The organism is Streptomyces sp. col6, assembly GCF_008042035.1.
GTDB lineage: Bacteria > Actinomycetota > Actinomycetes > Streptomycetales > Streptomycetaceae > Streptomyces.
This window is the reverse complement of sequence record NZ_RDBL01000006.1, coordinates 837,510-855,740: the sequence shown is the minus strand read 5'-3', so window position 1 is coordinate 855,740 and position 18,231 is coordinate 837,510. Positions and strand designations below refer to the sequence as shown.

At 73.3% G+C, this 18,231-nt stretch carries 15 protein-coding genes; 7 read left to right on the top strand and 8 right to left on the bottom strand.

What is annotated here, in order from left to right:
- Window positions 1–59: 59 nt before the first annotated feature.
- Window positions 60–773 (top strand): PspA/IM30 family protein, encoded by a 714-nt coding sequence (locus EAO73_RS36415; protein WP_224756207.1) that lies wholly within the window; start codon window positions 60–62, stop codon window positions 771–773.
- A gap of 66 nt (window positions 774–839) precedes the next feature.
- Here the strand turns inward: EAO73_RS36415 and EAO73_RS07980 are convergent, their stop codons facing one another.
- The 4 genes from EAO73_RS07980 to EAO73_RS07965 all read right to left on the bottom strand — a co-directional run bounded on the left by EAO73_RS07980 (window position 840) and on the right by EAO73_RS07965 (window position 5,241).
- A complete protein-coding gene (locus EAO73_RS07980; RefSeq protein ID WP_147971452.1) occupies window positions 840–3,404 on the bottom strand; it encodes a SpoIIE family protein phosphatase in 2,565 nt (854 codons plus the stop codon).
- 193 nt (window positions 3,405–3,597) lie between these two features.
- Window positions 3,598–4,026, bottom strand: a complete 429-nt coding sequence (locus EAO73_RS07975) for an ATP-binding protein (RefSeq protein ID WP_147971451.1) — start codon at window positions 4,024–4,026, stop codon at window positions 3,598–3,600.
- 222 nt (window positions 4,027–4,248) lie between these two features.
- Window positions 4,249–4,650 carry an NUDIX hydrolase gene (locus EAO73_RS07970; RefSeq protein ID WP_147970704.1) on the bottom strand — a complete coding sequence of 134 codons (402 nt, stop codon included), beginning with the start codon at window positions 4,648–4,650 and terminating at the stop codon, window positions 4,249–4,251.
- 66 nt (window positions 4,651–4,716) lie between these two features.
- Complete coding sequence (locus tag EAO73_RS07965) at window positions 4,717–5,241, bottom strand: PadR family transcriptional regulator (RefSeq protein ID WP_147970703.1); 525 nt, start codon at window positions 5,239–5,241, stop codon at window positions 4,717–4,719.
- A 53-nt stretch (window positions 5,242–5,294) separates the two neighbouring features.
- Between EAO73_RS07965 and EAO73_RS07960 the strand changes: the two genes are divergently transcribed.
- Window positions 5,295–6,755 carry an MATE family efflux transporter gene (locus EAO73_RS07960; protein ID WP_412074568.1) on the top strand — a complete coding sequence of 487 codons (1,461 nt, stop codon included), beginning with the start codon at window positions 5,295–5,297 and terminating at the stop codon, window positions 6,753–6,755.
- Between the two features lie 18 nt (window positions 6,756–6,773).
- Here the strand turns inward: EAO73_RS07960 and EAO73_RS07955 are convergent, their stop codons facing one another.
- Both EAO73_RS07955 and EAO73_RS07950 read right to left on the bottom strand, forming a co-directional pair.
- The gene (locus EAO73_RS07955) at window positions 6,774–6,959 is read right to left on the bottom strand and encodes an SPOR domain-containing protein (RefSeq protein WP_147970701.1); all 186 of its coding nucleotides are present in this window, start codon (window positions 6,957–6,959) and stop codon (window positions 6,774–6,776) included.
- A gap of 287 nt (window positions 6,960–7,246) precedes the next feature.
- Window positions 7,247–7,999: a GntR family transcriptional regulator gene (locus EAO73_RS07950; protein WP_147970700.1), complete on the bottom strand. Its 753-nt coding sequence runs from the start codon at window positions 7,997–7,999 to the stop codon at window positions 7,247–7,249.
- A 203-nt stretch (window positions 8,000–8,202) separates the two neighbouring features.
- On the opposite strand from EAO73_RS07950, the gene EAO73_RS07945 reads away from it, so the two are divergent.
- Complete coding sequence (locus tag EAO73_RS07945) at window positions 8,203–9,588, top strand: glycoside hydrolase family 18 protein (protein WP_147970699.1); 1,386 nt, start codon at window positions 8,203–8,205, stop codon at window positions 9,586–9,588.
- A 57-nt stretch (window positions 9,589–9,645) separates the two neighbouring features.
- Here the strand turns inward: EAO73_RS07945 and EAO73_RS07940 are convergent, their stop codons facing one another.
- Entirely contained in the window at window positions 9,646–9,972 is a 327-nt protein-coding gene (locus EAO73_RS07940; protein WP_147970698.1) for a hypothetical protein, read from the bottom strand.
- Window positions 9,973–10,310: 338 nt separating this feature from the next.
- Here EAO73_RS07940 and EAO73_RS07935 point away from each other — a divergent pair, with 338 nt between their 5' ends.
- The 3 genes from EAO73_RS07935 (at window position 10,311) to EAO73_RS07925 (ending at window position 16,537) form a co-directional block, all read left to right on the top strand.
- Entirely contained in the window at window positions 10,311–12,491 is a 2,181-nt protein-coding gene (locus EAO73_RS07935; RefSeq protein WP_147970697.1) for a M4 family metallopeptidase, read from the top strand.
- Window positions 12,492–12,680: 189 nt separating this feature from the next.
- Window positions 12,681–15,530, top strand: coding sequence for an AAA family ATPase (locus tag EAO73_RS07930; RefSeq protein ID WP_147970696.1), 2,850 nt, complete (start codon window positions 12,681–12,683; stop codon window positions 15,528–15,530).
- A gap of 296 nt (window positions 15,531–15,826) precedes the next feature.
- The gene (locus tag EAO73_RS07925) at window positions 15,827–16,537 is read left to right on the top strand and encodes a lytic polysaccharide monooxygenase (RefSeq protein WP_147970695.1); all 711 of its coding nucleotides are present in this window, start codon (window positions 15,827–15,829) and stop codon (window positions 16,535–16,537) included.
- A 94-nt stretch (window positions 16,538–16,631) separates the two neighbouring features.
- Here the strand turns inward: EAO73_RS07925 and EAO73_RS07920 are convergent, their stop codons facing one another.
- A complete protein-coding gene (locus EAO73_RS07920) occupies window positions 16,632–17,459 on the bottom strand; it encodes an SDR family NAD(P)-dependent oxidoreductase (protein WP_147970694.1) in 828 nt (275 codons plus the stop codon).
- 153 nt (window positions 17,460–17,612) lie between these two features.
- On the opposite strand from EAO73_RS07920, the gene EAO73_RS07915 reads away from it, so the two are divergent.
- Window positions 17,613–18,194 carry a TetR/AcrR family transcriptional regulator gene (locus tag EAO73_RS07915; RefSeq protein ID WP_147970693.1) on the top strand — a complete coding sequence of 194 codons (582 nt, stop codon included), beginning with the start codon at window positions 17,613–17,615 and terminating at the stop codon, window positions 18,192–18,194.
- The last annotated feature ends 37 nt before the right edge of the window (window positions 18,195–18,231 follow it).

The following is an 18,231-nucleotide window of genomic DNA, read 5'->3' as shown; positions in this document are numbered from 1 at the left end:
CCCCGCCCCCGTACCCCCCACGAGCAGCACCACCCGACACCCGACACAGGAGAGGTGCCATGAGCAAGCAGACCATTCTCGGACGCGTCACCCAGCTGGCGAAGGCCAACATCAACGCCCTGATCGACCAGGCCGAGGACCCGCAGAAGATGCTGGACCAGCTGATCCGCGACTACTCGGCCAACATCTCGGAGGCCGAGCAGGCCGTGGCCGCCACCATCGGGAATCTGCGCCTGATGGAGCAGGACCACCGGGAGGACGTCGAGGCGGCGCGCGAGTGGGGCGGCAAGGCGCTCGCCGCCAGCCGCAAGGCCGATGAGCTGCGGGCGGGCGGATCGGGGCCCGAGGCGGACAAGTTCGACAACCTGGCCAAGGTCGCGCTCGGCCGCCAGCTCCAGTCGGAGAAGGAGGCCGCGACCGCCGAGCCCACCATCGCCGCGCAGACCGAGGTGGTCGACAAGCTCAAGGCGGGCCTCGACCAGATGAAGGCGAAGCTGTCGGAGCTGAAGGCCAAGCGGGACGAGCTGGTGGCGCGCGCCAAGTCGGCGCAGGCGCAGAACCGGATGATGGACTCGGTGAAGAACATCAACGTCCTGGACCCGACCAGCGAGCTGAGCCGGTTCGAGGACAAGGTGCGGCGCGAGGAGGCGCGGGCCGTGGGCAAGCAGGAGCTGGCCGCCTCCTCGCTGGACGCGCAGTTCGAGCAGCTGGACGCGCTGGGCGACAGCGCCGAGGTGGAGGCCCGCCTCGCCGCGCTGAAGACCACGAAGTGAACCGCGCCCGCCCGGCCCGCGCACCCATGGAGGGTCGGTCCGCGGGGTGCGGGCGCTCCACCCGTCTCAGAACATGCTGAGCAGTTCCTCCACCGAGCGCTCGGCGGGCGGGCGGCCGTCGGGCAGCGGCAGTTCGAACCAGACCGTCTTGCCGCGCGGGGTCCGCCTCGCCCCCCAGGCCGCGCTGAGGAGCCCGACCAGCTGGAGGCCCCGGCCGCCCTCGTCCGTGTCCCGGGCGCGTCGGCGCCGGGGCTGGACGAGACCGGCGTCCCAGACCTCGCAGACGAGGGTGCGGTCGCGCAGCAGCCGGAGCCTGATCTCGCCCTCGCCGTAGCGCAGGGCATTGGTGACCAGCTCGCTGACCAGGAGTTCGGTGGTGTCCACCAGGTCGTCCAGGCCCCAGGAGGTCAGCTGACCCCGGGCCAGTTCGCGGGCGCGGCCGACCGAGCGGGGCTCGCGGGGCAGCCGCCAGTCGCCGACCGCCTCGGTGGGCAGCCCCTGGATACGGGCCATCAGCAGCGCGATGTCGTCCTCGCCGTGCCGGGTGTGCAGCGAGCCGAGGACCTGGTCGCAGACGTCCTCCAGCGGCTGGGCGGGTTCGACGAGGGCCTTGCGGAGGGCGGCCAGGCCCTCGTCCAGCGGGTGGTCGCGCGATTCGACGAGCCCGTCGGTGTAGAGGGCGAGGAGGGCGCCCTCCTTCAGCTCGACCTCCACCTCCTCGAAGGGTTCGCCGCCGACGCCGAGCGGCATCCCGGGCGGTACGTCCAGGAGCAGCGCCGCCTCGCCCGGCTCGACCACGACGGGCGGCAGATGGCCGGCGTTGGCGAAGGTGCAGCGCCGGGTGACCGGGTCGTACACCGCGTAGACGCAGGTGGCCAGGTACACCTCGGAGAGGTCGGCCTCGCGGGACTTGTGCGCGGCGCGCGCGGGCCACTGGGCTCCCCCGCCGCCGGACGCGGAGGCGGCGCCGGGGGCACCGAGCCCCCGGGCGACCTCGTCGAGCGCGGAGAGCACCTCGGCGGGTTCCAGGTCGAGCAGGGCCAGGGTGCGTACGGCGGTGCGCAGTTCGCCCATGGCCACGGCGGCGCGCAGGCCGCGCCCCATCACGTCGCCGACGACGAGGGCGGTGCGGTGTCCGGGCAGCTCGATGACGTCGAACCAGTCGCCGCCCACCTCGTTGGCGGTGTTGCCGGGGAGGTAGCGACAGGCGATGTCGAGTCCGGCGGCCTCCGGGTCGCCCGGGGGCAGCAGGCTGCGCTGGAGGATCAGGGCGCGTTCGTGCTCGCGGCGGTAGAGGCGGGCGTTGTCGATACAGACGGCGGCGCGGGCGGCCAGTTCGGTCGCCAGTGCCCGGTCCCGGGCGTCGAACGGCTCGCTGCCCTTCGTACGGGAGAACCGCACGAGGCCCACCACGGTGTCGTGGGCGACCATCGGCACGGCGAGCGTGGACTGGACGAAGCCCCGGTCGTCGCCGGGCACGTCCTCCACGCGGCCGGTGCGCAGCGCGACGGCGGAGGGCGAGCCGAAGGGGTAGCGGTGGACGGCGCCGAGCGCGGGGGGTCCGTCGGCCCCGCCCGGCGGGCCGGAGTCGGAGGCGCCGGAGCCACCGCCGGGCAGGGCGTCGGACACGGCGCTGGCGAAGGCGACGCGGCGCAGTTCGGCGGAGCCGCCGGCCGCCTCCTGGTTCAGCGGGCTCCAGCTGCCGGGCGGCGCCTCCTCGCCCGTGAGCAGGGCCTGGTAGAGGTCGACGGACGCCAGGTCGCAGAAGACCGGGACGGCGACGTCGAGGAGTTCGCGGGCGGTGGTCTCCAGGTCCAGGGAGTTGCCGATGCGGGCGCTGGCCTCGTTGAGCAGGGCGAGGTTGCGACGGGCGCTGGCGGCCTCGCGGGCGGCGGTGTGACGGCGGGTCACGTCGGTGGCGAGGCCCGCGATGCCGATGGGGCGGCCCGATCCGCTGTGCACCCGGTAGAGGTTCATCGACCAGTGGCGGCGCTCGGTGTCGCCGGGGGCCGTGCCGACGAGCTGGAGGTCGGTGACGGAGTTGCCCGTCTCCAGGACCCGTTCGAGGGTGGCGGTCAGGCGGTCGGCCTCGGCGCCGGTGAGGTAGTCGGCGACGGTGCGGCCCCGGTGGTCGTCGGCCCGGCCGCCGAAGACGGTGGCGAAGCGCTCGTTGGCCCGGACGACGGTGAGGTCGGTGCCGAACAGGACGAACCCGAACGGAGATTGGCCGAATATCGCCTGCGAGGCGGCGAGGTCCGTCTCGATGCGGCGCAGGGCGCGGACGTCCACGACGATGCAGACCGCGGCCCGTTCACCGGTGGCGGTCTCACTGGGCATCACATAGATCTCGGCGAGTCCGTGCGCGCCGTCCTCGCCGGGCATCCGGAAGGGGACGAGACCCGTCCACTCCTTGCCGTCGAGCACTTCGCCGACCCTGCGGTGGCCCTCACGGCGGACCTCGCCCGGCAGGAACGCCTCGACCGGGTCCCTGCCCAGCGCCTCGTGCGCGGCCACGCCGAAAAGACCGGCGGCCCGGCGGCTCCACTGCTCGATCAGGCCGTCGGGCCCGATCGAGAAGGAGGCGACTCTGATGTAGTCGTAGATCGAGCCGGGCGGACTGCTCTGCCACACGACGTCGCCCGCTGTCCCAGGTATTTCGCTCACGCGACCGTCCCCTCCAGCTCACACACCGGACCGGTCATGCCCGCAGTATTCAGCACTACGGCCCCGTCCGGCACGGCGTTCACGATCACAGCACGGTCTCAGTCCCTTTCAGCCAGGTTCTGCCCGACCTCCGGTGATCGCTGTGCGTCCCACCTCACTCCTAACCAGGCAGAGCCAGCTCGAACCACACCGTCTTGCCGCTCTTTCCCCGCCGGGTCCCCCAGCGGCGGGCCGCGCAGGCCACGAGCAGGAGTCCTCTGCCGCTCTCGTCGTCGGGTCCCGCCGTACGTTCGGTGGGCGCATCCGGAAGGGGATCGGAGACCTCCACCAGCAGTCCGGGCACGGCCGACGAGCCGTCGCCGTTCGGATGGGGACGCAGCAGCCGGACGCCGATGGGGCCCGGTGTGTAGCGCATGGAGTTGGTCACCAGCTCGCTGACCAGCAGAACGGCCTCGTCGCCGACGGCCGAGTCGAGCCCCCAGTCGCGCAGCGCGTCGTGGACGGCGTGCCGGGCGGTGCGCACGGCACCGGGGACAGCCGGAAAGCTCCACTCGACGTGATCGCCTTCGGTATCGGTCACGCCGATCACTCCCAAGGGCCTGCAACGGTGACGTCCTGCACAGGGGGCCAAAACAGCACATACCCGATATTCAGGTCACAATACCGCCGGGCTCGACACACGGGGCGTACGGGTGTACGGCAGTGCGCACGTACGGGTACCCGGGAGGCGGGGGCGCACACGGCACGCACCACGCGCCGCACCGGGGTCACGCGTCCCGGAACCGTGCGCCTCACCCGGCGCGGCTAGGCGTCAGACCAGGTCGCCCCATGCCCTGAGGTCGTCGAAGAGCAGCTGGTCGACGGGCGGCACCCGGTCGCGGTCGGCGTACGAGAACCACGCCACGTCCTCGATCTCGCTGCTGGCCTTCAGCTCACCCGTGAACTCGGCGGTGTAGCAGGCCATCCGGACCACCGCGCCGTCGGGGAGGCCGGGCCCGCCGGCCTCGTAGGTCCCGACATGGGCGACGGAGGCCGCGTCGATCAGGACCGTCAGCTCCTCCTCGATCTCGCGCACGAGCGTGTCGAGGTCGCTCTCGGCGCCTTCCCGCTTGCCGCCCGGGATGTAGAAGACGTCCTTCCCGCGCGGGCGGGCGCACAGAATCCGGCCGCCCTCGATGCGTACCCATGCCACCGTGTCGATCAGCACCGACATCACTCCGCCCTCACCGTCCGCGACCCTTGCCCTCAGGACCTTAGGCGCGTTCCGGAAGTCCCCCGGTCAGCCGTCGAGTTCGGCGAGCGCCTCGGACAGCCACTTCTTCTCCGCGACGGTGGTGGCGCGGGCGATACGCAGCATGCCCTGCTGGAAGACGCTGGGCGCGTCCGCGGCCCGCACCGGCTCGCCGTCCCGGTAGAAGAAGCTCGCCGGGACGTCGAGGAAGGCCTTCCTCCGACGGAGGACCGCCGCCTGCGCGGCGCGGTCCGGGAGGTGGTGGAGAAACGCGAGCAGCGTGAAGAAGCGCTGCCCGTCGGTGATTTCGACGTCCTTGGGGTGACCGAGCCGCGCGTACAGCTCGTCGCGTCCGGCCTCGGTGAGGGAGAGGACCCGCCGGGGCGCGGCCCCCGTGCCGGGCTCGGTGCGCTGGTCGACCAGGCCGGCCTTCACCAGCCGGGAAATGGCCGGATAGAGCGCCCCGTCGCTCACCGGGCGGATGTGGCCGCTGAGGGCCTGGATCCGGGCCTTCAGCTCGTATCCGTGCAGGGACTCCCCGAAGAGGAATCCCAGAATCGACAGCTCCAGCACGCGCCGAGCTCCTTACCCGCGTCCGTCACCCTGCTTGCCCGCTCCGCGCCGCCATGTTATCTCTTTCCGCTGTACCTCGATTCGAGGTACAGCGGAAAGAGGGGGCTCTGGTCATGGAGGCAGCGGATCACCGGCGCAAGCTGGTGGCACTCGCGTATCCGGTCTACTTCGAACTGCTCGCGGGGGTCACGGCCGGGATCATCAACATGGTCTGGGTGACGCGGCTCGGCGGCGCGGCGGTCGCGGCGGTGGCCGCCGCCACCAACGTGGAGAACCTGCTGCTCGGCGTGATCCTGGTGGCCGGCTCCGGTACGACGGTGCTCGTCGCGCGGGCCAGGGGCGCGGGCGATCCGGCGGCGGTCCGCTCGGCGGTGCGCGGCGGATGGGCGCTGTGGGCGCTGGTCACCCCCGTGGTCGCGGCCGGCGGCTACCTCTGCCGCGCCCCGCTGGCACGGCTCGTCCTCGGCAGCGGTGACGGCGGCTCACCGGCCCTCGCCGCCGCCTACTTCTCGGTCGCGCTGCCGGGGATCGCGGTGTTCTTCGCCACCAACGTCGTCGACGGCATCCTGAAGGGCGCGGGCGACACCCGCACCCCGATGAAGCTCGCGGTCCTCGCGAACGGGCTGATCCTCGGTCTGGACCCGCTGCTCATCCTGGGGTTCGGCCTCGGGGTGCGCGGAGCGGCGATCGCCACGGTCCTGGGCCGGACGGCCGCGCTCGTCTGCGGTCTCGTGGCGCTGCGCCGCAACGGCGTACTGCGACGGGCCGCTGCGGCCGGGCAGGACCGGGTCCGCGGGAGCCTGGGCGCGGACGCGCGCAGGACCGCCGCCACCGGCCTGCCCATGTCGGCCGATTTCGTCGCGCGCATGGCGGGGGCGCTCGCGCTCGTCGCCGTCGTCGCCCGGATCGGCGTCGACGAGGTCGCCGCCTACGGGATCGCGACGAAGGCGATGTACCTCGCGACGATGGCCTTCTACGCGGTGCGCCAGGCCGCCTCCATCCGCACCGCACATCTGCTCGGCGCCGGACACGACGCACGGCGGGCCGTCGGACGGCAGGCGCTGCTCCTGGCCGGGGCGCTGGGCCTCACCGCCCTGGCCGTGTTCCTCGCCGCCGGGCCCTGGATCATGCGGGCGTTCGGCAGCGAGGGGGCGGTGGCCGGGGCCGGGGCGCTCTATCTGCGCTGCGTGGGCCCGTATCTGCTGCTGCTCGCCTGCTTCATCGCTCTGGGCGGCGTATTCGAGGGGAGCGGGGCGAGCCCGGCCCTCGCCCGCGTCACCGTCTGCGGCGTCCTGGTCCAGCTGACGCTCGCGTACGGGATGTCGGGGTGGGGTCTGCCGGGGATCTGCCTGGCCATGGGGGTCTCGATGGCGCTCCAGTGCGCCGCCGTCGCCGCCATGTACCGGCGCACGGCCCGCCCCCGTACCGTCGGCCGGGACGCACCGGAACCCCCCGTCCCGGCGCCCGGCGGGCCCGCGCCCCGAAACAACTCCGGCAGCGCACCGGCGCATTAGCCCCGTGCGCCGCATCCCCTACGGCTTGGCGGTCTGTCCGATACGCTCGACCCAGTACAGCTGCTTGTGCCCCCGGTCCTGCAACTTGTCGGCGGCCAGCTGGGCCTCGCCCTGCGTGGCGTACTTGCCCACGCGGTAGCGGTTGCCGTTGTCGTCCTGCCGTATCACCAGCCAGGAAAGCACGGCACCGCTGTCGTTGCTCATCGTGTTTCTCCCGAGCATCGCGCCCCTCCCCTGAACGACGTGCACGCTTCTAAGGAACTCCAGGAAACCCCAGTACGCATATGCCTGAGCGTACGCCTGACCTTCACTCAACGGATACGTGTTTGCACAAAGAGGTACGGATCCGGCCAGGAACGGACCAACGCCCTGGGGGCGCATTCATGTGAATGCGCCCCCAGGGCGTCGCAGGGTCCCGCGTCGCCGCCGTCCGGCCCCGTCCCGACCGGGATCGAGGCAAGACCCTCACACCGCGGCCGGCCCGGCCGCGGTCACCTCACGGGAAGCCGGTAGCCCACCCGGTAGCGGTCGGCGGGCACCACCACGTCGGCGGTCTCGACGGGCAGCCCCGAGGCGTAGAAGGTGCGCTCGATCACCATCACCACATGGCCCGGCACACCGCCCAGCGCCAGGAGCTCCTCCGCCAGCCCCGGGCGCGCGCCCACCTGTTCGGCCACGTTGTCCACGACCACGTCGATGGCGGCCATCCGCTCGACCACCCCGCAGCCGCCCAACGGGCCCTCCTCCGGCAGCATCACCGGCGTGCGCCCCGTGATGGCCAGCGGCTCCCAGGAGGTGGACAGCATCACCGGCTCGCCCGCCTCCCGGAACACGTAGTGCGTCCGCATCACGCGGTCGCCCGGTTCGATCCCGAGCCGGCCGGCGATCTCGGCACTCGCGTCCTCCTGTTCACTGCGCGACTCCCAGGTGCCCCGCACCGTCTCCGCCGCCTGCTCCTGCCGGAACGGGCCCGCGCCCGCACCGGGCCGGAAGCCGGAGCGCTCGACCATGCGCGGCACCGGTCGCTCGCGCACATACGTACCGGAGCCGGAACGGCCCTCGACCAGGCCCTCGGCCATCAGGACCTTGCGCGCCTCCAGCGCGACGGTGTCCGAGACCCCGTACTCCTCGCGGATGCGCGCCTGCGAAGGCAGGCGCGTGTGCGGCGGCAGCGAACCATTGACGATCTTCTCTCGCAGATCGCTCGCCACGCGCAGATAGGCGGGCTGCTCACCGAAGGCCACAGGCCACTCCCCAAGAGGTTGACGGACTGCGACAGCGTCGCAACCGTGGGTTCCGGACCGCAAGCGCAGGCCAAAGTTTCACTCGAAGTGATGACATTGCGCGGGCCTGCGCATGGTCCACCGCAGCCCGGCAGAGCCGCCCTTTGATCCGGCTTTACCGAACCCTTGACCGCGCTTGGTCCAGACCAATAACTTCTGGCCTCATGCGTCGAAGAACCCTGTCTTCACTCGCCATCGCCGCCTGCGCCTTCTCGCTCGCGGCCTCCCTCTCCCCCGCCGCCAACGCCTCGTCCGGACACGGTACGGGCCACGGCGGCACGGGCCACCACGGCTCGGCGCCCGCCTACAAGCGCGTCGGCTATTTCACCCAATGGGGCGTCTACGGGCGCGACTTCCAGGTCAAGGATCTGGAGACGAGCGGCACCGCGGCCAAACTCACCCATGTCAACTACTCGTTCGGCAACGTGAGCGCGGACGGCACGTGCTTCACGGGCAACGTGCCCGGCGAGGCCGACGCCTGGGCGGACTACGTGCGTCCGCTCGACGCGGCCGGCTCCGTGGACGGAGTCGCCGACACCGACGACCAGGCGCTCGCGGGCAACTTCAACCAGCTGCGCAAGCTCAAGGCCGAGCACCCCGGCCTCAAGGTCATGATCTCGCTCGGCGGCTGGAGCTGGTCCACCCACTTCTCCGACGCGGCCCGCACCGCCGCCTCCCGCAAGGCGCTTGTCTCCTCCTGCATCGACCTGTACATCAAGGGCAACCTGCCGGTGGACGGGACGCGCGGCGGCAAGGGGGCGGCGGCCGGCCTCTTCGACGGCATCGACATCGACTGGGAATGGCCGGGATCGGCCGGTGACACCGACACGGTGTACCGCCCGGAGGACAAGCGGAACTTCACCGCCCTGGTCCACGAGTTCCGCACCCAGCTCGACGCGTACGCGAAGAAGGCCGCCCAGGACCGGAAGGGCGGACACCACGGCGCGAAGCCCAAGCACTACGACCTCTCGGCGTTCGTCCCGGCCTCGCCCGAGAAGATCGACGCCGGCTTCGACGTGCCGCGCATCATGCGGGACTTCGACTTCGTGAACCTCCAGGGCTACGACTTCCACGTCTCCGGCGAGGCGAGGACCGCCCAGCAGTCCGCGCTGTACGCGAAGGGCGACTACAGCGTCGACCGAACCGTGCGGGACTGGCTGAAGCGCGGCGCCCCGGCGCGCAAACTGGTGATGGGCATGCCCTTCTACGGCCAGGGCTGGACCGGTGTGACCGGCGGCGGCGACGGTCTGGGGCAGCCGGCGGCGGGCCCCGCCCCGGCGACCTGGGCGGCCGGTTACGAGGACTACAAGGCCCTGAAGAAGCTGGCCGATTCCGGTACGTACAAGGTCCACCGCAACGTCCGCGACGGCAGCGCCTGGCTGTTCGACGGCACCACGCTGTGGACGTACGACGACCCGCAGGTGCTGCGCGCCAAGTCCGCATACATCCGCGACCACCGCCTGGGCGGCGCGATGTTCTGGTCGCTGGACGGGGACACCGAGAACGGCGAGCTGATCACGGCCGTCGACCGCGGGCTCTCCCGCCGGTAGTGAACACCCCCGAGGGGCGGCCGCGCACCGGCGGCCGCCCCTCGGTCGTGCGTACGGTCACCAGTCGACGGTCTCCGACCAGATGGACTGGATGTATCCGGAGCCCCAGGGGTTGGTGGCGACGGACGCCTGGCCGGCCGGGGCCCAGTCGCCGAGGACGATCCGCTGCGGAAGGCGCGGGTCCAGGGCTCTGAGGACCGCGTGGATCCGGTGGTGCCCGGTGCCGCCGGTGCACAGGCTGGTCATCGTGCTGCCCGCGCCGCTCCCGTAGGTGACCGTGCAGCCGGTCGGCGCCGCCTGGGCGGACGGAGCCGCCGTCAGCATCGCGCCGACAGCGGTCATGGCAACGGCCGCGGTACCGATCACACTGCGCTTCCCGAACATGAGACTCCTTGGGTCCAGTGGGTGGGTCCAGTGATGTGGAACTCGCAGCGATCCGCCCAACTCCCCGTGTGTGCAGGTTTCCTGACACTTCGGGAGATCGCGTGAAAGATCCTGCCCACTTCCGGCCACGCTGACAAGAGCGCTGCCCAGATTTGGTCCAGTCCAATCGCGGCGGCACGGGCGCCGGAACCCCGCATAGGGAAACCCCTCGGTCTTCGCCCGGTGCCTGGCAGCCGCGCCGGCCGGCTCCCCACACTCGTGCGTCGGCACCGCCCCACCACCCCACGGAGCGGCGGCCGGATTCCGCCTGTACGAGGTGAAAGGACACCCCCGTTCCTATGTACATACGAAGAACCGCAAGGCTTCTGACGGCCACGCTGGCCTGCGCGTGCGCCTCGGCCCTCGCGCTCCCCGGCGCGACGGCCGCCCCCGCACCGCCCGCACCCGCGCCCGCCGCCGGCCCCCGGGCCTTCGCCCCGGCCCCGTACACGACGAATCCCTCGGCCGCCGTCCGCCGCGATGTCGAGGCCGACGCGAAGAAGGCCCTGTCGGCGCACGGGCGGGCCGCGCACCGCGGCGCCTCGGAGGCCTTCACGGTCCGGAACCTGGTGGTCGACCGCGACGGCTCCGCCTCCGTGCGCTTCGACCGGACGTACAAGGGCCTGCCGGCGTACGGCGGCGATGTCGTCGTACGGCTGAAGAAGGACGGCACGTACGCGTCGCTGACCAGCGCCGCCGAGGCCGCGCCCACCCTGTCCACCGAACCCGGGCTGACCGCCTCGCGCGCCTCCCGGCTCTCGGAGAAGGCGTTCACCGGCTCGGTCGACGCGGTGTCCGCGCCGCACCTGGCCGTGCAACTCGACGGGGACGACTCCGCCCTGGTCTGGGAGACCGTGGTCAGCGGTGTCCGCGCGGACCAGACCCCGAGCCGGCTGCACGTCCTGGTGGACGCCCACTCCGGCAAGGTCCTGCGCACCAGGGACGAGGTGAGCACCTTCGCACCGGCGGGTCCGGCCGGCCCGGCTCGTACGGCCACCGCTGCGAAGTCCGCCGCACCCGCGCCGTCCGCGGCCGCCACCACGGTCACCGGCCGGTCGATCTACAGCGGTCAGGTGTCGCTGGACGCCACGCAGTCCGGCAGCGGCTACTCCCTCCAAGACCCGTCGCACGGCAACGGCTACACGACCAACCTCAACCACGCGACCAGCGGCACCGGTTCGGTGTTCACCAGCAGCACCGGAACCTTCGGCACGGGCTCCCCCGGCGACCCCGCGTCGGCCGGCGTCGACGCGCACTACGGGGCGGCGAAGACGTACGACTACTTCAAGACCGCCCACGGCCGCAACGGCATCTTCGGCGACGGCCGGGGCGTGCCCTCGCGGACCCACTACGGCAACGCGTACGTGAACGCCTTCTGGGACGGCAGCCAGATGACGTACGGCGACGGCCAGGGCAACCAGCGCCCGCTGGTCGAACTCGACGTCGCCGGCCACGAGATGGCGCACGGCGTCAGCGGCGCGCTCACCGGCTGGGACGAGACCGGCGAGACCGGCGGCATGAACGAGGGCACCAGCGACATCTTCGGCACGCTGGTCGAGTTCTACGCGAACAACCCCGTGGACCAGCCCGACTACACCATGGGCGAGCTGATCAACATCAGCGGCAACAACCAGCCGCTGCGCTGGATGAACCAGCCCTCGCTGGACGGCTCCTCGCCCGACTGCTGGAACAGCGGCAACGGCGGCCTGGACCCGCACTACTCGATGGGCCCGCTCAACCACTGGTTCTTCCTCGCCTCCGTCGGCAGCGGCAACCACGGTTACGGGAACAGCCCGACCTGCAACAACTCCACAGTGACCGGCATCGGCAACGACAAGGCCGGCAAGATCTGGTTCAAGGCGCTGGCCTCGTACGCCAACAGCCGGGAGAACTACCACCAGGCCCGCATCGACTCGCTGAAGGCGGCGGCCGACCTCTACGGCGCCCACTGCACCGAGTACAACACCATCGAGGCCGCCTGGGCGGCGGTCTCCGTCACCGGCGCGGACCCGGTCCCCGGCACCTGCGGCAGCCAGCCCGGCTCGCCCTCGGTGACCAGTCCCGGCAACCAGACGACCGCCGTCGGCACCGCCGTCTCGCTCCAGATCCAGGCGAGCGACCCGGGCGGCTCCACCCTCACCTACAGCGCGAGCGGCCTGCCCGCCGGCCTGTCGGTCAACGCCTCGACCGGCCGCATCACCGGCACCCCGACCACCGCGGGCACCTCGTCCGTGACCGTCACCGCGAAGAACACCGCCGGCGCCACCGGCTCGGCCGCCTTCACCTGGACCGTCAACGGCGACGGCAACCCGCCGGGCGGCTGCGGCGACCTGCCGGCCTGGAGCGCGACCACCCCGTACGCCCCGGGCGACCGGGTCGCGTACAACGGCCGCACCTACACATCCCAGTGGTACTCGACGGGCGCGGAACCGGGCGCCCCGGGCTCCTGGGCCGTCTGGACGGATGGGGGCACGTGCTGAGCCGCTGACCGACCACCGTGCACGGCGCGGGGGCGCGGGCGGGCGCGGTGAGCGCCCGCCCGTGGCCAACACCCCCGCGCCGAGGCCCCGTTGACCTCTCCCCCGCCTGGCCCTAACCTCGGGGCCGGTCATGGGCGGGCCCCGCTGCACGGGCAGCGGGGGCAGAAGGCTGCGCGCGAAGGGGCCCCGATGACCCGCACCGGAACCGACCGCTCCCGTACGCCCGAGGGCGCACGCACCGCTCTGCGCGACACCCTGCGCGCCCATCTGGAGGGCGGCGGCTCCCTCCTCCTCACCGGCCCGGAGGGCATCGGCAGGAGCACCACGGCCGCCCGCCTCGCGGACGGCCTCGCGGCGCGCGGCCACCGCGTCCTGCGCTGTTCGCCGTCCCCGTCCGACCGGGACAGCCCGTACCTCGGGCTGATCGACCTGCTGGCCACGGCCGGCGACGAGGCCCTGGACGGCCTGGCGGCCCATGAGCGCGCCGTGCTCGAAGGCGCGCTGCTGCGCCGCACCCCGCCCGCAGGCGCCGGCCCCGGCACCGGCCGCGACGCGCTCGTCCTGCGCCTCGCCGTACGCAAGGTGCTGGCCGCGCTCGCCACCACCGGCCCGTTGCTGCTCGTCGTCGACGACGTGCAGTGGCTGGACGAGCCGACGGCCCGGGTGCTGGTGTTCCTGGCCCGGCGCGCCGGGCCGCACCACGCCGTGCTCGCCACCCTGCGCACCTCGCCCCACGGCGGCCGGGGCCCGGACACGGCGCCAGCCCGCGAACTGTGCCCGCAGCCGGTGCGCACGCTGCCGCTGCCGCCGATGACCGTGCGCGAGATCGCCGGCGTGCTCGACGCGCACGGCGTGCACGGCGGCCCGTCCTGGCCCCGGCAGCTCGTCGCCCGTCTGCACGAGGCCGCCTCCGGCAACCCCCGTACGGCTCTGGAACTGGCCGCCGGGCTCCACGAATCCACCGCCGCCGGATCGCCGCTCCCCGACTCCTCGGAGCCGCTGCCGGTCCCCGAATCCCTGAGCCGGCCCGTGCTCGACCGGCTGGCGGCCCTGCCGGGGCGGGCCCGGAAGCTGCTGCTCACCGCGGGTGCGGCGGTGCACCCGACGGTGGAGCTGCTGCGCCGGGCGGGCTGCCGGCAGGCGGCGGCCGACATCGACCTCTGTGTACGGCACGGGCTGCTGGCCCCGCCGGACCGGGGCGCGCTCCGGTTCACCGACCCGCTCACGCCGATGGTGCTGGAGGCGCGGGCCCCGTACGCGCTGCGGATGGAGGCGCACCGCGCCCTGGCCGAGGCGGCCGACGACCCGGTGGAGCGGGCCCAGCACCTCGCCCGGCTGGCGGCGGGCTCGGACCCGGTGGTCGCGGACCGGCTCGTCGAGGCGGCGTCGGCGGCCCGGCGCCGGGGCGAGCCGGGCACGGCGGCCCGGCTCGGCCGGCTGGCGGCACGGCACACCCCGGCCGACGGGGCGCGCACCGGCACGGTCCGCCGGCTGACCGCCGCCGAGGACGCGCTGGACGCGGGCGACCTCGACTTCGCCCGGGAGCTGGCGTACGAGGTGCTGGAGGACGCCGGACGGGCCGCCGACCGGGTGCGGGCCTGGACGGTGGTCGTGGACGCGTCGGGCCAGGCGATGGCGGAGATCGCGGACGTCTTCCCGCAGGCGGTGCGGGACGCGGGCGAGGACCCCGGGCTGCTGGCGCCGCTCCACTACCGGATGAGCTGGCACGCCTGGATGGTGGGCGGCTCGGCCGGGCGGGCGCGCGACCACGCCGCACGGGCCGCCGGGCTCGCCGCGCGGGCGGGCGACCGGCGCACCGAGGTGCTGGCGCTGACCCAGCAGGCGGCGCTGGAGCTGTTCCTCGGGCTGCCCGGGGCGGAGTCGACGCTCGCCGCGGCCCTGGCCGCGCCGCACGACGCGTACGCGATGAGCCACCACAACGGGCCGATCTATCTGAAGCACCGCTTCCACCTGGCGCACGACCAGCTCGACGAGGCCCGCACGGAGCTGCGGACGCTGGTGTACACGCTGCGGCAGCGGGGTTCGGCGGACTGTCTGAGCCAGTGTCTGATCGGCCTCGCCCAGCTGGAGATCCAGCGCGGCCGGTGCCGCCAGGCGCTGTCGATGGCCCGGCAGAGCCTGCGGATCGCGGAGCGGGCGGGGCTGAGCCAGGGGCCCGCCTGGTACGCGGTCGCGCTGGCCGAGACCGCGGGCGGCAGCCTGGGCGAGGCCCTTGCGGCGGCGGAGGCGGCGCGGCGGCACAGCGAGGACGACGACGACCGGCTGTTCCTGCCCAGGGCGCTGCACGCGGAGGGCCGGATCAGGCTGTTCAGCGGCGAGTACGCGCGTGCGGCCCGGCTGCTGCGCCGTACGGGCGAGATGGAGAGCGCGCAGGGTCAGGGCGACCCGGCGACCCGTCGCTGGCACGCCGACCTCGCGGAGGCCCTGGCCCGCAGCGGAGCCGTGGACGAGGCGGAGTCCGTCATCGACCGGGCCCGCGCCCAGGCCGTCCGGCTCGGCCGCACCGGCGTCCTCGCCACGCTGGACCGCGCGGCGGCGACGGTCTGCGAGGAGCGGGGCGGGCTGGAGGCGGCGGCCCGGGGCTACGAGGAGGCGGCGGCGCGCCTGCAGGCGGCGGGATACGCGCTGGAGGAGGCCCGTACCCGGGTCGCACTGGGCCGGGTCCGCCGCCGCCTCGGCGACGAGGACGCCTCCCACACCGCCTTCGCCCGAGCCCTGCGCGTCTTCACGGCGGCCGGGGCGCGGGCGTGGGTGGCGGGCGTGCGGGCCGAGCGGGACCGGGCCGGGGAGGCGCCGCTGCCGCGTCCGGACGCCATCGCGTGGCCGGAGCGGCTGAGTTCGACCGAGCGCAGCGTGGTGGCGCGGGTGGCCCAGGGCGCCACCAACCGCGAGATCGCGGCGGGCCTGACGCTCAGCGTGAAGACCGTGGAGGCGGCTCTCACCCGCGCCTACCGCAAGCTGGGCGCGCGGTCGCGGGTGGAGATCACCCGGATCGTGATGACCCGCCCGGCGGCGTGACCGCTCCTCAACACCCGTACCCCTAGGCGCTATTGACGAGTACACGCCCATGAGTATGGTCTAGACCTAGGGCCTGTCCGACCGCGAACGACCGGACGGGCCCAGGTGAGCCGCGGCCGCTCCGAGCGATTCCCCCGAGCGACCGACGGCGTGCGAAGGGCTGCGGGCGGCGCCCCCTCGCCACCGGCCGTACGCGTGCCCCACCCCGGCCGACCCCCCAGAACATGGCCACCGCCGGTGCGGGCGCGTCCGACCGCTGCCGTCACCCCGCGGCAGTCCTCAGCGAAGGAGTTGGCATGAACGCGAAGCGAAAACTGGCCCTCGTGCTCGGTGCGGGAGTCGCCCCCCTGCTCGCGGTGGTCCTGCCCGCCACCACGGCCAGTGCGCACGGATACGTCTCCTCGCCGCCGAGCCGCCAGGCGCAGTGCGCGTCGGGCGTCGTCGACTGCGGCCAGATCAAGTACGAGCCGCAGAGCGTCGAGGGCCCCAAGGGCCTCATGAGCTGTAGCGGCGGGAACTCCCAGTTCGCCGAGCTGGACAACGACAGCAAGGGCTGGAAGGCCACCCCGGTCGGCAGCTCCGCCGACTTCTCCTGGACGCTGACGGCCCGTCACGCGACGAGCACCTGGCAGTACTACATCGGCGGCTCGAAGATCGCGGAGTTCAACGACAACGGCGCCCAGCCCGGCGCCACCAAGACCCACCACGTGAACTTCGGCAGCTACACCGGCCGCCAGAAGGTCCTGGCCGTCTGGAACATCGCGGACACGGCCAACGCGTTCTACGCCTGCATCGACCTCCAGATCGGCGGGGGCGGCACCCCCGGCGGCGGCGACGGCGACCCGGGCGACTGCGCCGCGTCGGCCTGGGAGGCCGGCCGCGTCTACAACGGCGGCGACACGGTCTCGTACAACGGCCACACCTGGCGCGCCAAGTGGTGGGTCCAGGGCGACCAGCCGGGCACGACGGGCGAGTGGGGCGTGTGGGAGGACCTGGGCGCCTGCTGACGCGTATCGGATACGGCCGCTCCGCGGCGGCCCCGCGCCGCGGAGGGGCCGCAGCCCGGGTGGCCCGTGCGGGCCGCCGGGCCGGCGGGCGCACTCACGCCGCGAACCGCTCGGCGCGTGAGGCGTCCGCCGCCTCCCCCGAGGAGGCGAGGACCTTGCGGGTGACACGCTCGGCGAACGCCGCGACCAGGGCGCGCGGCCGGCGCGGCGGCAGGTGCGCGGCCAGGGCGTTGCCGAACCCGGGCGTCACGTAGGCGCGGTCGCGGTCGAGCGCGGCCAGCGCGGCCCGCACCACCGGCTCCGGCGTGCTCATCGAACCGTTGACGGCCGCGTCGCGGGTCCCGATGGCCTCGAAGAACGGGGTGTCGACGGGCCCGGGGCAGACCGTGAGCACGCGCACGCCCCGCCCGCGGCACTCCTGCCGCAGGGAGAGCCCGAAGTTCAGGACGAACGCCTTGGCCGAGCTGTAGACGGCGAAATACGGGGCGGGCTGGAAGGCCGCGGTGGAGGCGACGTTCACGACGGCGCCCGCCCGGCGCTCCAGCATGCCGGGGAGCAGCGCGTGGGTGAGGCCGACGAGCGCGACGACGTTGACCATCAGCTGGTCGTGGTCCCGCCCGGCGTCGATGTCCTCGAAGCGGCCACAGGTGCCGAACCCGGCGTTGTTGACGAGCAGGCCGATGCTCAGCCCGCGCTCGTCGAGCCGTTCGGCGACCGCGCGGGCGGCGCCGGGCTCGGCGAGGTCCTGGACGAGGACATGGGCGCGGACACCGTGCTGGGCCTCCAGCCGCTCGGCGAGGGCGGTGAGCCGATCCTCGGAGCGGGCCACCAGGACGAGATCGTGGCCGCGGGCGGCGAGTTGGGCGGCGAACTCGGCGCCGAGTCCGGAGGAGGCACCGGTAACAAGGGCGGTGGCATGCATGGGAGGTCCCTTCGCTGGTTGAACTGACCAAGCAACTGAGACATCACCGTACAGCTTCCCCACTTAACTGCAACAGACATGTCTCACCTAATCCGAAGGTGAAGCACCCCTGTATCGTTTCGAGAAGTCACAAGAGCCGACGTGGGAGGCACCATGGGAGAGACGGCGGCAAGGCCGTTGCGGGCGGACGCGGAGCGCAGCGTGCGCCTGATCCTGGAGGCGGCCGAACGCCTGCTCTCCCGGGACCCCGGCGCCTCGATGGAGCAGATCGCGGCCGAGGCGGGGGTGTCCCGGACGACGATCCACCGCCGCTTCGCCCACCGCCAGGCACTGACCGACGCCCTGGCCCTCTCGGCCGCCCGCCAGCTCGCCCAGGCCGTGGACGACGGCCGCCCCACGACCGCCCCACCCCTGGTGGCCCTGCACCGCATCACGGCCAACGTCCTGGAGGTGAAGGGCGCCTGGACCTACGCCCTGAGCCTCCCGGCCACCCCCGACAGCGAGGCGGCCACCCTCCACGCGACCATGGCCGAGCGCTGCATCACGGTCCTGGAACGCGCCCGCACCGACGGCCTCATCGACGCCTCGGCCGACCTCCACTGGCTCCAGCGCGTCTACTACGCCCTGCTCGGCGAGACCCTGCACGGCAACCCGGCCGACGACGAGGCGGACCCGGACGCACTGGCGGCACGGGTGGTGGAGACGTTTCTGCATGGGGCGGGGGTGCGGGGCTGAGGCATCCCCCCTCGCGACAGTCGGCGGATTGTCAGTG

Excerpts from the sequence above, each read along its gene's own strand:
- EAO73_RS07945 (WP_147970699.1), top strand. The coding sequence starts at position 8,203 with ATGCGTCGAAGAACCCTGTCTTCACTCGCCATCGCCGCCTGCGCCTTC.
- EAO73_RS07970 (WP_147970704.1), bottom strand. The coding sequence starts at position 4,650 with ATGTCGGTGCTGATCGACACGGTGGCATGGGTACGCATCGAGGGCGGC.
- EAO73_RS36415 (WP_224756207.1), top strand. The coding sequence starts at position 60 with ATGAGCAAGCAGACCATTCTCGGACGCGTCACCCAGCTGGCGAAGGCC.
- EAO73_RS07920 (WP_147970694.1), bottom strand. The coding sequence starts at position 17,459 with ATGCATGCCACCGCCCTTGTTACCGGTGCCTCCTCCGGACTCGGCGCC.
- EAO73_RS07935 (WP_147970697.1), top strand. The coding sequence starts at position 10,311 with ATGTACATACGAAGAACCGCAAGGCTTCTGACGGCCACGCTGGCCTGC.
- EAO73_RS07925 (WP_147970695.1), top strand. The coding sequence starts at position 15,827 with ATGAACGCGAAGCGAAAACTGGCCCTCGTGCTCGGTGCGGGAGTCGCC.
- EAO73_RS07930 (WP_147970696.1), top strand. The coding sequence starts at position 12,681 with ATGACCCGCACCGGAACCGACCGCTCCCGTACGCCCGAGGGCGCACGC.
- EAO73_RS07955 (WP_147970701.1), bottom strand. The coding sequence starts at position 6,959 with ATGAGCAACGACAGCGGTGCCGTGCTTTCCTGGCTGGTGATACGGCAG.
- EAO73_RS07940 (WP_147970698.1), bottom strand. The coding sequence starts at position 9,972 with ATGTTCGGGAAGCGCAGTGTGATCGGTACCGCGGCCGTTGCCATGACC.
- EAO73_RS07915 (WP_147970693.1), top strand. The coding sequence starts at position 17,613 with ATGGGAGAGACGGCGGCAAGGCCGTTGCGGGCGGACGCGGAGCGCAGC.
- EAO73_RS07960 (WP_412074568.1), top strand. The coding sequence starts at position 5,295 with ATGTTATCTCTTTCCGCTGTACCTCGATTCGAGGTACAGCGGAAAGAG.